This is a genomic window from Acinetobacter sp. WCHAc010052 (assembly GCF_002165295.2).
Classification (GTDB): domain Bacteria; phylum Pseudomonadota; class Gammaproteobacteria; order Pseudomonadales; family Moraxellaceae; genus Acinetobacter; species Acinetobacter chinensis.
In genome coordinates this window covers 2,202,011-2,217,192 of record NZ_CP032143.1, presented here as the reverse complement: position 1 = coordinate 2,217,192, position 15,182 = coordinate 2,202,011, and the positions used below count along the sequence as shown (strand labels likewise).

The following is a 15,182-nucleotide window of genomic DNA, read 5'->3' as shown; positions in this document are numbered from 1 at the left end:
TCAATACGGTGAAAAGTCTGGGATGGTTCAGACAATATTTTAATTCAAAGTGAATGAAACGGTTTAGTTACTGATTTTCGATTCAATCATTCAGGATAGACCAACATTCTTGTGCGCAAGGGTGTCGGATCGTTGCATGCTGTATTTTTAATTTTTAGCTGTTTTTAGATATATTTTTTGAGATTTTTGAAATGATTAACGGTTTAGAGCGTATTCGCTGTGCTGCTTTGCACGAGAAAGTCATGTCTGTAGAAAAGGCAATTGAACTCATTCAAGATGGTGATGTAGTGGGAATGAGTGGCTTTGGTGGTGCAGGGGAAGCGAAAACTGTACCGCTGGCTTTGGCGGATAATGCGCAAAATCATCCGATGAAAATTACTTTGGCAACAGGTGCGAGTCTGGGAAATCGTATTGATGGTCGTTTGAGTGATGCACATGCTTTGGAACGTCGTTATCCTTATCAAGCCGATCCGACATTGCGTAAAGCCATTAACAATGGCGAGGTGATGTATATTGATCAGCATTTGTCAGAACTTGCCGATAATATTCGTCATAAAAATCTACCAAAAATTAATGTCGCTGTGATCGCTGCAACTGCAATTACAGAAGATGGACAAATCATTCCGACAGGTTCATGTGGCAACTCTGCAAACTTTGTTGAAATGGCAGATCACGTCATTGTTGAAATTGATAATACCATCAGCCCTGTACTTGAAGGTGTGCATGACATTTATGTGCCCAAAGCACGTCCCAACCGTGATCCGATTCCACTGACTCAAGCGGGTGATCGAATCGGAACTATCGGTATCAATGTCGATCCTGGCAAAATCTCAGCGATTGTGATCAATGATCTGCCTGATACTTCATTTAAAATGGATGAGGCGGACGATGAAACTTTAGCGATTGCCAAACATTTGGTTCACTTCTTTGAAAATGAAGTCGCTGTGGGGCGTTTGCCTGAAAATTTAGGACCGCTACAGTCAGGTGTGGGTTCGATTGCCAATGCTGTTTTTGCAGGTTTTGAACATTCTAATTTTCATGATCTGGAAATGTATTCTGAGGTTCTACAGGACTGTACATTCCAGTTGATTGATTCAGGGAAAATGAAGTTTGCTTCAGGTTGCTCAATGACCTTGTCAGATGATTGTGCCAAGCGTGTAATGAATAATTTTGAACAATACAAAGACAAAATCGTGATGCGTCCACAGGAGTTATCGAATAACCCTGAAATTATTCGCCGTTTAGGGATTATTGCGATTAATACGGCACTTGAGTTCGATATCTATGGCAATGTCAACTCTACTCATGTGACGGGTACGAAAATGATGAATGGCATTGGTGGTTCAGGTGATTTTACCCGTCATGCGCATTTAGCCATTTTCGTGACCAAATCCATTGCCAAAGGTGGTGCAATTTCGTCTGTAGTTCCGATGGTGAGTCATTGTGATCATGCTGAACATGATATTGATGTATTGGTGACAGAGCAGGGTTTGGCGGATTTGCGTGGGCTTGCACCACGTGAGCGTGCTTTGAAAATTATCGAGAAATGTGCGCATCCGAGCTATAAAGCTGATTTGTTGAATTATTTTAATCGTGCCTGTGCATTGGGTGGTCAGACTCCACATGTGTTACGTGAGGCGTTGGCTTGGCATGCACAGTTTGAAGAAACGGGTAGTATGAAGTTTGCTTGATTATTGCCGGTTATAAAAAATCCCCAATCGTGGGGATTTTTTTATTGTTGATATTTCAATGGTGTGAATATTTATTCAGACACTTCAACAGTCAGACCATAGGTAAATACTTCAGGCTGAGGTTTCTTGGTATTGTCTACGCTCGCTTCAGGATAAGCTGCTGTAATCAGATAAATGCCAGACTGTTCAAATTTGATCTCAGTTTCACCTTTGGCATTGGTTTTTACATGAGGCTGTTCACGTTTAGCATTCGGCTCATAGCTGCTTGCACCCTTGAAGACATCCACTTCGAGTCCAGGAATTGCTTTGCCATTCATCAATGCCTGAATTTTCAGGGATTCGCCTGCATACAGTTCATTTGGATGTGTCAGTAATTTAAATTCAAGTCCTTTACCAGTCGGAGCAGGTACAGGTGACGGTTTGCCTTTGGTGACAAAACTTTCAGCAATGAACGTATTTTTTACTTCCATGGTCTGCGCATTTGCAGGAACCTGGTCCGCTGAAATAACACGCGGTGGCTGACTGGTTGCAGGTGCTTTCGGTGCAGTTTCAGCTGGTTTAGCTGCTGAAGTGTTCTGTGGCATTGGTGGACGTGCTGGACGGACACGTAACCAGCGACCATCTACAAGCGCATATTTGCCACTGTTGCCTTCAGCATCCTGAGTACGGATACGGTATGTACCCTCAGCAGGAAGATCAAATTCTGCAATTGAAAAACGTTTCAGAGAAGCTGCAGGGCTGACTGCTTTCTGAGCACCATTGGGTTCAGTTACAATATAAGTCGTTTTGAAGTTGTTACCTGGAACAAAAAACTTTTCGATGGTAATGGCACTCTGGAAACTGATATTCTGCGCTGATGCTGTATCAAAAACCTCTGGCAACAGATAAGGGCTCATGGTGTGAGCATGACTCAATACAGGGAGTGAAGTGAGCAGTGCGATTTTCAACCAGTTGTTCATTGCAGAATTCTCCAGGGTTCATTTTTTCCAATTATTGCGTGCTAATCTACTTGATAACCACTATCATTATCAATAATATTTAGAAAAAATATTCTGGAGAATCAGGATGTCATCCAATCCCCCTAAGTTTTATCCAATCCGTTCTGCATTCCGTCTTACCCCATTAATGATGGCTCTGACCCTGATTGCTCCTTTCAGTCTGAATGCTGCATCTGTAAATGCTCCTGAAAGCACTGAGCTGCAGAAACAACTGACGCATCACTTTCATCAGGATCATATTTTAGGGACATCACTTGATGTGGTGGTCAACGGTGTATCACGTCAGGAAGCGAAACAGGCGATGGATGCCATTCGGGCTGAAATTGCGCAGCTGGATCAGAAACTGTCCGTATGGCGTGAGGACAGTGAAATTTCTGCACTCAACAGCAGCAGAGGAAAACAGGTTTCTCCAGAACTGTTTGAAGTGATTGCAGCCTGTGAAAACTGGCGTGATAAAACCTGCGGTGCTTTTGATGCGCGACTGGGGCAGCTGATTGCGGTATGGGAGAAAACACAGGGTGTGGTTGAGCCTGATGCAGCTACCCGTGATCAGATTGTGCAGCATTTAAAAAATAATACACTGCAACTGAATGCTGAAAACCGTACTGTGAACATGCAGGACGGTCTGAAACTTGCACCTGATGCTTATGCCAAGGGTTATATTATTGACCGTGCACTGGTTGCAGCACGTCAGAAAGTTCCTGCGCTTCAGGGACTGCTGGTTGATATTGGCGGTGATATCCGTGTATGGGGAAATGCACCTCAGAAATCAGGCTGGAGCATTGGGGTGCAGGATGCCTTTAATCACCATGACCTCGCTGTACCGACACAGGTACTCAGTCTGAATGATCAGGCAGTGGCATTCAGTGGCAAAGGCTACCGTACACTTGCAGGTCAGTCACATTTAATGAACCCTCAGACAGGTTTACCTTTACAGCAGGTGGAACAATGTGTGGTGGTTGGAACCTGTGCAGCAGATGCAGATGCGCTTGCAACAGCTCTGGCAGCCATGACACCTGCTGAAGGACTTGAGTTGATTGAATCCCTGATCGGTTATGAAGCACAGCTGACCATGTCAAATGGGCAGACTTATCAGAGTTCAGGCTGGAGCAGTCTGTTGCAGCGGACAGATCAGGCGGAAATGCTGACCGTGGCGAGTGCTGCATCGGCAAAATGGCCAGCAGGATATCAGGCAATTGTGGAACTGGTCATTCCAAAATTGGATGTGGAAAAATACCGTGCGCCTTATGTATCTGTATGGGTGACGGATTCATCTAAAAAACTGGTGCGGACACTGGCGGTCTGGGGTAAAGATGAAAAATGGATTAACTCCAACTATGTCTGGTGGAGACGATATGGTCGTCAGATGGCACAACTGGATGCCGTGGCGAAACCATCCAGACAGCCAGGTCAGTATAAACTGGCATGGGATGGCAAGGATGATACAGGCAAAGCGGTTGCTGCAGGGCATTACCAGATTCATGTAGAGACTTCACGTGAACATGGTGATCATTCTTATCAGACCATAGACCTGGACGTAAAAGCAAAAGGTGCAAGTCAGGTGCTGCCTGCACAGACTGAGATTGGCACAGTGAAAATGAATTTCCAGAAAGTAAACTGATACTTCTGACTGAATTAAGGTCGAAATAGTGTACCAACGTCGAGATTTTTACCGCCATGCACGTTATGTGCATGGCTGGTTGTCTGCATTTGCATTTATTGTGCTGATTTTTTTCTCATTGACAGGATTGTTTCTGAATCATCCGGAATGGTTTGAATCTGCAAAAGAGGAAAATACCCAGACCATTCAGATACCTGAAACTGCTTTGGCTCAGCTGAAAGCTGAAGAAAATCCATCATCTGAATTACTGAAAATTGTACGGCAGAAAGCCACGCTGACCGGACGTTATCTGAGCAGTGAAGTCATGGATAATGAGGTGATGATCCGTCTTGAAAGTCCTGCGGGTTCAACTGACATCTGGGCGATGATGGATACCGGTGAAGTTGAAATTACCACTAAACCTGCATCTACAGTGTCCCTGATCAATGACCTGCACAGAGGGAAAAACTCAGGTACAGCCTGGAGTTGGCTGATTGACCTGAGCGCGGTTCTGATCATTGCACTTTCACTGGCGGGTTATATTCTGTTTATCAGCATAAAAACCCGACTGGTGACGCATCTGACGCTGACGGCAGCAAGCCTGGCGGTACTGATGTTACTGGTCTGGCTGGCAATAGGCTGAACAGTATGACTCAAGCCGTTGTGATTGTACTCGTCAGTCTGGCGATACTGCTGTGCATATTCCTGATCATTATATTTCTGCTGATTTTTCAGAATAAAAGAAAAGCTGTTCAGACAGAACAGGATTCTGCTGAATATCTGATTGTTTATGCAAGCCAGTCTGGAAATACTGAAAATTTTGCACAGCAGACCGCTCAGAAGCTACAAAGCGTTGGAGAGCAGGTGCAATGTATGGATATCCAGTTTCTGACAGAAAGTCATTTGCATACCGCTCATAAAGTACTGTGGATGGTCAGTACCTATGGTGAGGGTGATGCGCCAGATACAGCTCAGAATTTTGTGCAGACTTTTATGAGTCAAAAATATGATCTCGTTCATCTGTCTTATGCAGTGTTGGCTTTTGGAGACAGTCGCTATCCTGATTTCTGTCGGTTTGGACAGCGTCTGAACAGCTGGTTGCAGGATCAGAAAGCACAGCCTTTATTTGACATGATCTGCGTGGATCAGCAGGCTCAGACGACGCTGAATGTATGGACTCATTGTCTTGAACAGCAGACACGTCATGAACTTGGAAATTTAAACAAAGAAAAGGAATGGACGTCTGTTCAGTTGCAGAAACGTGAATTACTGAATGCAGGCAGTCAGGGCAATCCCTTGTATCATCTTGAGTTTTCTTCCGAAGAACTGCAATGGCAAGCCGGTGATATTCTTGAATTACGTTGTGCCAATACTGTGACAGAAATTGAAAAATTTCTGAACAGATACGAACAGCCTGTCTCTATAGACAGCGTAGATAAACTGCAGTTTAAGAACTTACGACAGCATCCTGAACAGTACCGGAATGAATCTTTTCCCAATTGGACTAAGCGTTTTGAAAACTTATCATCACGTGATTATTCAATAGCCAGCATCCCTGAGCAGAAAAAAATTGAACTGGTCGTGCGTCAGGAAATAACAGAGACTGGTCTGGGGCTGGGTTCGGGCTGGCTCACACAGGGAATTGGGCAGGGACAGTTTGCTGATGTACGGATTCGGATCAATCCATCATTTCAGGCTGAATCTGATCAGAAGCCCTGTATCCTGATTGGTAATGGATCTGGTATTGCAGGTTTGATGGCTCATCTGCATCAGCAGCAACAATCACTATCTTTTCGCAACTGGCTGATTTTTGGTGAGCGTAATAAGCTGACTGATTCATTGTTTCAGATGCAGCTGCAACAATGGCAGAGTAATGGTGTGCTGACAGAACTGGACCTGGTGTTTTCACGTGATGGAAACTCGCTGAAATATGTTCAGGATGTACTGAATACCCGGTCAGAACTTTTGAAGCAGATGGTTGAGCAGGGTGCGTGTATTTATGTCTGTGGCAGTATAAAAGGTATGGGGCAGGCTGTAGATGATACTTTAATCAGCATTCTTGGAGCTGATTTAGTGAACGATCTTAAACAGCAAAAACGTTATAAAAGGGATGTGTATTGAGATGAATAGGTCCTTTTAAAGGCAGTCATTTCAGGATTCTATAAGGCGACATCTATTGTCGCTTTATTCATTGGTCTGACTGTTGCTTTTAATTTTTCTGATTATACTGTTCTTAACTCATTATAAATTATATAAAAATGGAACAGCTCAACCCCTCTGATCTAAAAGCAATATTACATTCTAAACGCGCCAATATTTACTACCTTGAACACGCCCGTGTTATGCAAAAAGATGGTCGGGTGCTGTATCTGACCGAAGCTAAAAACGAAAATCAATACTGGAATATTCCCATTGCCAATACTACGGTAGTGATGCTTGGCACAGGTACGTCCATCACTCAGGCAGCCATGCGAATGCTCGCAAGTGCAGGGGTATTGGTCGGGTTTTGTGGCGGTGGCGGAACGCCATTGTTTATGGGCTGTGAAATCGAATGGATGACGCCGCAAAGTGAATATAGACCCACGGAGTATATGCAGGGATGGATGCAATTCTGGTTTGATGATCAAAAGCGTTTAGAAGTTGCTAAGCAATTTCAGCTCGCACGGATCGAATTTATCCGAAAAATTTGGGATAAAGATCGGGACTTAAAGGCTGAAGGATTTTATCTAGAGGATCTGGATATTCAAAATGCATTAAATGGCTTTGAAAAGAAAATTCCAAATTTAAATAAAGTCGGTGACTTATTGCTTACTGAAGCTGCGACCACCAAACAGCTGTATAAAATTGCAGTAACACGTACAGGTTCTAAAGATTTTAGCCGTAATCCTGAACAGGGGGATTTAGCCAATGACTTTCTTAATCATGGCAATTATTTAGCGTATGGACTCGCTGCAACCACACTTTGGGTTTTAGGGATTCCACATGGCTTTGCGGTGATGCATGGTAAAACCCGCCGAGGGGCATTGGTTTTTGATGTAGCAGATTTAATTAAGGATGCTGTGGTTCTGCCGTATGCGTTTATCTGCGCCAAAGAAAAGATGACGGAGCAAGAATTTCGTCAGCAAGTGTTGCAGAAATTTACCGAACATCGCTGTCTTGACTTTATGTTCGATCAGGTGAAATCGCAAGCTTGCAAAAATCATGATGCGGATGGAGATGCATTATGATCGTGACATTCATTTCCCAGTGTGAAAAGAAAGCGATACCTCGTACTCGTCGTGTACTCGATGCCTTTGCAGATCGGATCGGGGATAACACATGGCAAACCGTGATTACGGAAGATGGTTTGGTTGCGGTGAAAAAGCTACTTCGTAAATCCGTGACCAAAAGCACTGCGGTGAGTTGTCATTGGATACGTGGACGACGTAGAAGCGAGTTGCTGTGGGTGGTGGGGAATCGGAATAAGTTTAATTCAGAGGGAATTGTTCCTGTGAATAGTACCCAAAAAGAAGTATTTATGGATGTAATGACAATGAAAGCAAAGAAAGATGAATTTTACGCAAATACACAATTACAACCTTTGGCTGAGCATTCATTTGCAATTGGCTATTTAGCACAGCAATTGTTTAAAAAAGTTGTAGATAATGACGAATCTGATAATCTTTCCAAAGTGGCATTTTTGGCAGGATGTTTACATGATCTAGGAAAGTTAGACCCACATTTTCAGGATTGGGTGAAAAAGGGAAAGCAAAAAGATCCTGAGGAAGATGGTCAACATATTGATGTAAAATTCACGTTTGATAAACATCCACGTCATAATGAAATTTCATTGTTAATATTTAATCTTTTAGAACAGCAATGTAAAAATTTAAATAATCGTCAGAAAGAAAGTATTCAACATGTTTTGTATTGGCATCATGCGAAGCCGTATCGTCAAAATGATGATTTTACAGGCAGTTATAAGGCGTATGAATATTTAATTAAGAATATTGGTGCAGAACAATTTGCAGTGTTGATTAAAAATAGTACCCATGTTATTAAGCGCATAAATGGAATCGCTAAACATTTCAATTCGATGGAGTTAATAGAACAACATTTACCTTGGAGTGACGAGGACAGCACAGGATTGATTGAAAATTTTGAATATATGTTCAAAAGTCGAAGCTTTCCCGATTTTAAATCTTATGCAAGTACAGATTCAACGGATGTATTGACAGGTAAAATTCAAACTAATGCACAGCATAATTTATTACGTGCTTGTGTGATCAGTGCTGATCGAATTGTATCTAAGCAAACAGCGCAAGATTTGGTGGATTTTATTGCTGAAAAACGTTTGGATGAATTGTTGGAAGATCAGGAAATTTTATCTGATTTAGCAGAACATTTGAAAAATGTAGCAACGAAATTCCCTGATAGTGAAAGAACACAAAAGCAGAATCAAGTTGCACAAGAACTTGCGGATTTACGTGATATTGCTGTGCTTGCAGGTCCTGCGGGAGAGGTGGTCCCACTTGTTTGAACAACTAAAAGCGTATTTATAAGTGATATTCCGCTCTAGTTAAGCCACCTTGTTTTGTTGGGGTAGCTGATCATAGTAAAACTCATTTGGTGTCATTTTGTCTAGACTCGAATGAGGTCGTTTCAAATTATAAAACTCAAAATATGCACTTAATTGCTTTTTCGCATCTGTGACACTGCTATAAGCTTTGAGATACACCTCTTCATATTTAACGCTCCGCCATAATCGTTCAACCATCACATTATCTACCCATCGACCTTTACCATCCATACTGATTTGAATGCCATTTGATTTCAATACATCAATAAATGCATCACTGGTAAACTGGCTGCCTTGGTCTGTATTAAATATTTCAGGTCGACCATATTTTTCAATCGCTTCATTTAAAGCCGAAATACAAAAATCCACCTCCATACTAATCGATACTCTATGCGCAAGTACCTTGCGGCTATGCCAATCAATCACAGCACATAAATAAACAAAGCCTTTTGCCATAGGGATATACGTTATATCCGTAGACCACACTTGATTACTGCGCTGAATAGCCAATCCTTTGAGCAGATATGGATATTTACGGTGAGCTTGATTAGCCTGGCTTAAATTTGGTTTGCAATATAACGCCTGAATACCCATTTTCTTCATTAAAGTACGTGTATGACGTCGTCCTATATGATGTCCTTGACGATTCAACAAATCACGCATCATACGACTGCCTGCAAAAGGATATTGCATATGTAATTCATCAATACATCGCATCAGCTTCAGATCTGATGCACTCACAGGTTTTGGGCGATAGTAATAACAACCACGGGAGACTTTCAGCAGCTTAGCTTGCTTAGATACTGAAATCTGAAGTGAGTCGTCGATTAACTTTTGTGGTTGAAGCGGCCCAGTTTCTTCAACACACCTTCTAAAAAATCAATTTCTAATGCCTGCTCACCGATTTTTGCATGTAGTTTTTTTAGATCGATGGGTGGTTCTGTTGGAGCTTTTGATTGATCGAAAGCTTGCGAGGAAGCTGAGATCAATTGATTTTTCCAGTCAATAATTTGGTTTTGATGAACATCAAACTCAGCACTCAATTCAGCAAGTGTTTTTTCTGCTTTAATCGCAGCAAGTGCTACCTTAGCTTTAAAATCATTTGAATGATTTCTTCTTGGTCTACGTGCCATAAAATACTCCATATATTGATGTTTATAACATCATTTGAGGAGCAGAATATCACTTATAGGAGTTGTTCAAATTTACGGATCCATCTCTGGGTTGTGGTAAAACCAAAATTGCTTTGGAATGGGCAAGACTGAAAGATGCCAAGAAAATTATTTGGGTATGTCCACGTGTGCAAGTCTGCCAAGGAATTTTTGAAGAATTAACACAGGATTATTTACCTGATGCAAAAGTTGAAATTTTGACAGGTGAATTTAAATATATTCATGAAAACGGTAAGACGCTCAATGAACCAAAACCTTTTTCGGGTGATGTCGTTGTTACCACAATTGACCAAATTTTAGGTTCGATTGTAACGCATACCAATGTCAATAGTTTATTGCCTTTCATGGATGCACATGTGGTTTTTGATGAATATCATGAATATATCGGCATGGAAATTTTTAATCTGTTATTTGCAGAACTCATTGCTAATAAGAATATGCGTAAACGTTATGAGAAAAATACTTTATTGGTTTCGGCAACGCCACATTATTATTATTTGGAAAATATTTTAAATTTTAATATCGATGATAAAAGTGATTATTGCCAAGTTAAAGAAATGGAATCATTTAACCAAAGTCAGTATCAAATTGATTTTATTGACTATGATGAATCTATGATTGAAGGGAATCCATTTTATCAAACTTATTCGGATCAAACTTTTATTATTTCCAATACAGCACAAACTGCACAACTTGGTTTTATTTATCAGAAAGATCATGAAAATAGTGTGTTATTTCACTCTAAATATAAGCGCAGTGATAAAAAGGTGTGGTTTGACGAAGTCTTTGATTCGTTTAAAAAGAATGGCTCACAAAAGTATGCTGTTTTAAGAAGTGGTCCTATTGTTCAAGCCTCTTTAAATATCACCAGTCAACATATGTTGAGTGAAATGACTTCACCTGAAAATATGCTACAGCGTATGGGGCGTTTAGATCGTTTTGGTGAAAATGATGCGGTGAATATTTTACAGCTTGCGATTACTGAAAATGTCAAAAATGGTAGTTGTAAGGGTTCATTGGCTTACTTTTTAAATCAATTAAATAGCTTGCAAACCACAAAAGCATGGTATGACTTTTTGCAAGATCGTTTAAATGGAAAAGTCTTTAAGATTGCTGAGTTATATACGCTTTATCGTGAATTTTACGCACATCAAGCGCAGTTGAATGATGAGTCTGCTGTTATTCAGGATATGGATAAGGCTTTAAAGAAAAGCATTGATTTACTGAATAAAAAAGTCACTGAACCGACTAAAGTCATGAAGTCTAAAACGGCTGAGAAAAAGTCTAAGATCAGTAAAAATTCATTACGTGGTGACAGTCGTTTTGTGCAATTGGCTGTTTTAAATTTAAATGATTTTAAACAACCTATTTTTGAAAATGAATATGCTTATACACCACCTTTGGACGATACAACTGAATATGACAATCTGACCGAATCTTTAAATATTATCAGAGATTTAGGATTGATCACCTTTATTGCACAGAAGCATGGTAATGTCGATTCGACACATCCAGTCAAAGGGATTCCTGAGAAAAAACAACAAGCTCGTTGTGCTGTATTGGAAAATTATGCACGAGATGCAGATTATCCATTGTATTTAAGTTATATCGAAGATGATCTCAATAAAGTGGGTGGAACAGGTGTTCGACATCCTGAAGCAATCTATTACGCAGTCACAGATCAACAGCCAATAGGCTCAATATCATTAGATAAATTAAAGTTTTTAACAACAAAACAAGAGGGGAAATAACATGGCTAAAGTAACTGGCGTGAAAAGCGTAGACTTTAAAATCACAGCGTATGGTTATGGGGTTGTGAATTGGAATGGTCCAACTACTTTACAGAGTGATGGGCGTATTATTGATAATCACACCTTGCCAAAATTACGTGGGTATACCAATTTAACAGGAAAAGAAAGTGAGAAAGGATATAAATTAAAAAAAGATCCTTCGGATATTAATTTTGATTATCGAGATCCAAATGGAACTCCACTGTATATAAGCCAGAATTGTATTCGTCATCACTTATTTCGCGATCAGTCATTTGATTTACATTTTGCTAAAGATAAGAATTTGATTGATGTTTTGGCATCAATCACAGGTTTAATTCGTGGCTATGTTGTACCGTCAAGTCAATGCAAACGGACTAGTCCACTGCTCATTACTGACTTTACTGAAACATTGGGAAATGGAAATTTCGAACAGTTTGGTCAAGCAGGCGAGCGTGATAGTACATCATTTTTCTCAAAATCTACTTTTGGTGATACTGAATATATTGCTTCTGGTTCAATAAGTATTGAGCAACTGCAATTTATTTCACTAGATAAAAAATTTGACCGTGCATCTATGCTGATTAAGGAAGGTGAAGGTGAAAAGATTGCTGAAACTGTACAAAACTTTATTAAAAGTTTAGATCCAACCAAAGAACCGAAAGCAATTTTCCATAAAAATTATGTGCGTAAAGGTACGATTTTTAATGAGGGGGAAGTCGGGATTTTATTGGATAACACGGCGATTGATATCCTAGTCAATGAAACGCTAAATATGCTTCAAGAATTAGTCATCAAACAAGCCAAAGGCTATATGTGTGTGGATACTTTGGAAGTCGATTATAACGATAGCAATAAAATGATGCGTATTATACGTCATCCTGATCAAGTAAACCCTGAACCTCAAACAGATTATGCGGTTTATTTTGAAGCGCAATAATGAGGTGAGTGATGCAGATTATTATTGAATATGAATCCTCATGGCGTAACTCTTTTTTAGATGGTTCAAATAATGAACCATTACCGAAAGGAGGGCGTAATTTCATCGCATCAATGACAACATTGAAACAAGCGGGAAATTATAAAAAGCGTGATGTGTCTAAAGATACAGTGATGGGGGTTTTAAACCGATTAATTGGTGAACAACGAAAGCTTTATCAAGCGCGTCAAGATAAAGAATATTACTTTTCAGAGATCGAAAAAATCCTGAAAGATGAAGATATTATCGATAAATCCACGATCAGTAATGAAATGGTTTATATCCGTAATATATCTGGAAGCACAGATCAGAACTCTTTCACAGGAATGATTAAAGCAAATGATCCTGCATTTAAGTCGGAATATTCTTCTGAATTGTGGGGCATTCTTTGGCTAGATTTAGATGAAGTTGCTCAATTTATTTGTGATGAAAAATATCAAACTCAAACTGATATTGAGCTTGACCCAATTACAGTATGTAATCAGATTGAGTTACTGAGTGCTGAAAAAGTAATTGATGCTGTTGATTCAGTAAAGGATGCTTTGGATATTTTGCAAAGTAAATTTGATGATGTGAATTATCTCAATGCCAAAGAACAGTTACCTTTAATTAGCTTATATGCTTCGGCTTTATATTTGCAAATTGAACGATTGTCTAAAGAATATGACCTTTCTAGTGCCTTAACCAAAAGTGGTGGTCTAAGTGGCATTTCAAAACGTGGATTTACTAAAAAAGACTTTATGGATCGTTACACGACGGGCAGTAAAAAGTTAATTTGGGGAAATCCATTTTTATTGAAAGAGAAGAAAAAAGGTGAGGGGGAAGTAGTTTCGATTTTGAGTAAGGCAAGCGGACAACTCATTATCAATCTGAATATTTCTAAAGAACAAGCGAGGGATTTAGAAGAAAAGATTGAAGATGCAGGCGTATCCTCTTTTTACTTGGGTAAAAAAGGGCTTGCGTATGTTAGCTATATTCGATGAGGTCATTTGAATGAAATATTATATTGAAGTGACTTTGATGAAAAATGATGATTTTTCACCTTATGAATTATGGTCACGTATCTATACGCAGTTGCATATCTCATTTGCCGAAATCAAAGATGCTGATAACAAAGTCAATATTGGACTATCTTTTCCGCAATACCGCTTTAATGCTGAAAAGAGTGTTGGATTTTTAGGTGAAAAAATCCGTCTTTTCGCTGAAACTCAGGCAGATCTAGAGAAATTAAACATTTCTAAGTGGTTGGAGCGTTTAACTGATTATTTGCATATCACATCTATTCGAGAAGTACCTGAAGCTAAAATTTCAGGTTATGCAACCTATAGTCGTAAACAGGTCAAAACCAATGCTGAGCGGTTGGCACGTCATCGTGTGAAACGTGGCGATATTGGTTTTGATGAAGCGTTGGCTCGTTATAGCAATGTGGTCACGACTACAGACTTGCCTTATATTCAAATGAAAAGTTTAACGTCTGACAAAAGCTTTAAACTGTTTATCGAAAAGAAATCTGCGACAAAATCTGAAACTCAGGTTTTTAGCACTTATGGTTTAAGTTCAGTGTCGACTGTACCTGAATTTTAACCCAATATTTTTTCACTCTTTAACAGTTTAATAAAATCAATAAGTTATAAACGTGGGCTAAAGCTTGGGTCTTTTATAGGTTTTAAGGTTTAACTCACTGTTATAACTTTATTTTTTGCAGTAAAATTACTGTTCACTGCCATGTAGGCAGCTTAGAAAGTTGTCACTGTGAGAGCTGAAGCATTTAAGCTGTTCACTGCCATGTAGGCAGCTTAGAAATCAAACTTCTTTCTTAATTCGTTCATTTTAATGTTCACTGCCATGTAGGCAGCTTAGAAAATGACAGGATCATTATTTTCATCAAAAACAGGGTTCACTGCCATGTAGGCAGCTTAGAAAATGTATTTGAGTTATGGGCATTACCACGAATAGTTCACTGCCATGTAGGCAGCTTAGAAAATTAGGCATATATGGTGTGACATTCGCAGCAGGTTCACTGCCATGTAGGCAGCTTAGAAATTGTATAGTTTATACTTTGTTGCTCCAAGCCAGTTCACTGCCATGTAGGCAGCTTAGAAATTCTGCGAATTTCTTCTGAGATTCAACATCACGTTCACTGCCATGTAGGCAGCTTAGAAAAAAGAAATGCAGAATCTAGCAACTGTTGCGGAGTTCACTGCCATGTAGGCAGCTTAGAAAGCGGAGCACCAATACCGGATTTGACAGCAAAAGTTCACTGCCATGTAGGCAGCTTAGAAATACCCAGAACAAGCTACCATTTTCAACAATATGTTCACTGCCATGTAGGCAGCTTAGAAATGATAACTCAGACTGAACAGCAAATGAACCCTGTTCACTGCCATGTAGGCAGCTTAGAAATTGCTGAACCAT

Annotated in this window: 11 protein-coding genes, 1 pseudogene and 1 CRISPR repeat array (1 of these 13 cut by a window edge); of the genes and pseudogenes, 10 read left to right on the top strand and 2 right to left on the bottom strand. The window is 39.9% G+C overall.

Going from position 1 to position 15,182, the window contains the following annotated elements; all coding sequences use genetic code 11:
- The first annotated feature begins 191 nt into the window (after positions 1-191).
- Positions 192-1,691, top strand: coding sequence for a succinate CoA transferase (locus CDG61_RS11050; protein ID WP_087549204.1), 1,500 nt, complete (start codon positions 192-194; stop codon positions 1,689-1,691).
- A gap of 71 nt (positions 1,692-1,762) precedes the next feature.
- Here CDG61_RS11050 and CDG61_RS11045 read toward each other — a convergent pair whose 3' ends face one another.
- Positions 1,763-2,650, bottom strand: a complete 888-nt coding sequence (locus tag CDG61_RS11045) for a DUF4198 domain-containing protein (RefSeq protein WP_087549203.1) — start codon at positions 2,648-2,650, stop codon at positions 1,763-1,765.
- A 106-nt stretch (positions 2,651-2,756) separates the two neighbouring features.
- On the opposite strand from CDG61_RS11045, the gene CDG61_RS11040 reads away from it, so the two are divergent.
- The 5 genes and pseudogenes from CDG61_RS11040 to CDG61_RS11020 all read left to right on the top strand — a co-directional run.
- Positions 2,757-4,310 (top strand): DUF2271 domain-containing protein, encoded by a 1,554-nt coding sequence (locus CDG61_RS11040; protein WP_087549202.1) that lies wholly within the window; start codon positions 2,757-2,759, stop codon positions 4,308-4,310.
- Positions 4,311-4,338: 28 nt separating this feature from the next.
- Entirely contained in the window at positions 4,339-4,932 is a 594-nt protein-coding gene (locus tag CDG61_RS11035) for a PepSY-associated TM helix domain-containing protein (RefSeq protein ID WP_087549201.1), read from the top strand.
- Positions 4,933-4,937: 5 nt separating this feature from the next.
- On the top strand, positions 4,938-6,410 hold the full coding sequence (locus CDG61_RS11030) for a sulfite reductase subunit alpha (protein ID WP_087549200.1): 1,473 nt from the start codon (positions 4,938-4,940) through the stop codon (positions 6,408-6,410).
- A 137-nt stretch (positions 6,411-6,547) separates the two neighbouring features.
- The gene (cas1f, locus tag CDG61_RS11025; protein WP_087549199.1) at positions 6,548-7,516 is read left to right on the top strand and encodes a type I-F CRISPR-associated endonuclease Cas1f; all 969 of its coding nucleotides are present in this window, start codon (positions 6,548-6,550) and stop codon (positions 7,514-7,516) included.
- Positions 7,513-8,787, top strand: a pseudogene (locus CDG61_RS11020) (CRISPR-associated endonuclease Cas3''); the annotation flags it as partial. The gene cas1f and the pseudogene CDG61_RS11020, both read left to right, overlap by 4 nt.
- A 60-nt stretch (positions 8,788-8,847) precedes the next feature.
- Here CDG61_RS11020 and CDG61_RS11015 read toward each other — a convergent pair.
- Positions 8,848-9,980 (bottom strand): IS3-like element ISAba14 family transposase gene (locus CDG61_RS11015; protein WP_223155595.1). Its coding sequence is split into 2 segments (ribosomal slippage): positions 8,848-9,728 and positions 9,728-9,980, totalling 1,134 coding nucleotides; the frame shifts between segments, so codons are not numbered across the junction.
- A 62-nt stretch (positions 9,981-10,042) separates the two neighbouring features.
- Here CDG61_RS11015 and CDG61_RS11010 point away from each other — a divergent pair.
- The 4 genes from CDG61_RS11010 to cas6f are packed head-to-tail and all read left to right on the top strand — an operon-like array spanning position 10,043 to position 14,351.
- Positions 10,043-11,770 (top strand): DEAD/DEAH box helicase, encoded by a 1,728-nt coding sequence (locus tag CDG61_RS11010; RefSeq protein WP_228199567.1) that lies wholly within the window; start codon positions 10,043-10,045, stop codon positions 11,768-11,770.
- Position 11,771: 1 nt separating this feature from the next.
- Positions 11,772-12,728: a type I-Fv CRISPR-associated protein Cas7fv gene (gene cas7fv, locus CDG61_RS11005; RefSeq protein ID WP_087551686.1), complete on the top strand. Its 957-nt coding sequence runs from the start codon at positions 11,772-11,774 to the stop codon at positions 12,726-12,728.
- Between the two features lie 11 nt (positions 12,729-12,739).
- Complete coding sequence (cas5fv, locus tag CDG61_RS11000) at positions 12,740-13,750, top strand: type I-Fv CRISPR-associated protein Cas5fv (protein WP_087551685.1); 1,011 nt, start codon at positions 12,740-12,742, stop codon at positions 13,748-13,750.
- A gap of 10 nt (positions 13,751-13,760) precedes the next feature.
- Entirely contained in the window at positions 13,761-14,351 is a 591-nt protein-coding gene (gene cas6f, locus CDG61_RS10995) for a type I-F CRISPR-associated endoribonuclease Cas6/Csy4 (protein WP_087551684.1), read from the top strand.
- Positions 14,352-14,482: 131 nt separating this feature from the next.
- Positions 14,483-15,182: a CRISPR direct-repeat array (repeat unit 28 nt; unit sequence GTTCACTGCCATGTAGGCAGCTTAGAAA) (it continues 2,150 nt past the right edge of the window).

Coding starts and splice junctions, on each gene's coding strand:
- CDG61_RS11050 (WP_087549204.1), top strand. CDS start 192: ATGATTAACGGTTTAGAGCGTATTCGCTGTGCTGCTTTGCACGAGAAA.
- CDG61_RS11045 (WP_087549203.1), bottom strand. CDS start 2,650: ATGAACAACTGGTTGAAAATCGCACTGCTCACTTCACTCCCTGTATTG.
- CDG61_RS11040 (WP_087549202.1), top strand. CDS start 2,757: ATGTCATCCAATCCCCCTAAGTTTTATCCAATCCGTTCTGCATTCCGT.
- CDG61_RS11030 (WP_087549200.1), top strand. CDS start 4,938: ATGACTCAAGCCGTTGTGATTGTACTCGTCAGTCTGGCGATACTGCTG.
- cas1f (WP_087549199.1), top strand. CDS start 6,548: ATGGAACAGCTCAACCCCTCTGATCTAAAAGCAATATTACATTCTAAA.
- cas7fv (WP_087551686.1), top strand. CDS start 11,772: ATGGCTAAAGTAACTGGCGTGAAAAGCGTAGACTTTAAAATCACAGCG.
- cas5fv (WP_087551685.1), top strand. CDS start 12,740: ATGCAGATTATTATTGAATATGAATCCTCATGGCGTAACTCTTTTTTA.
- cas6f (WP_087551684.1), top strand. CDS start 13,761: ATGAAATATTATATTGAAGTGACTTTGATGAAAAATGATGATTTTTCA.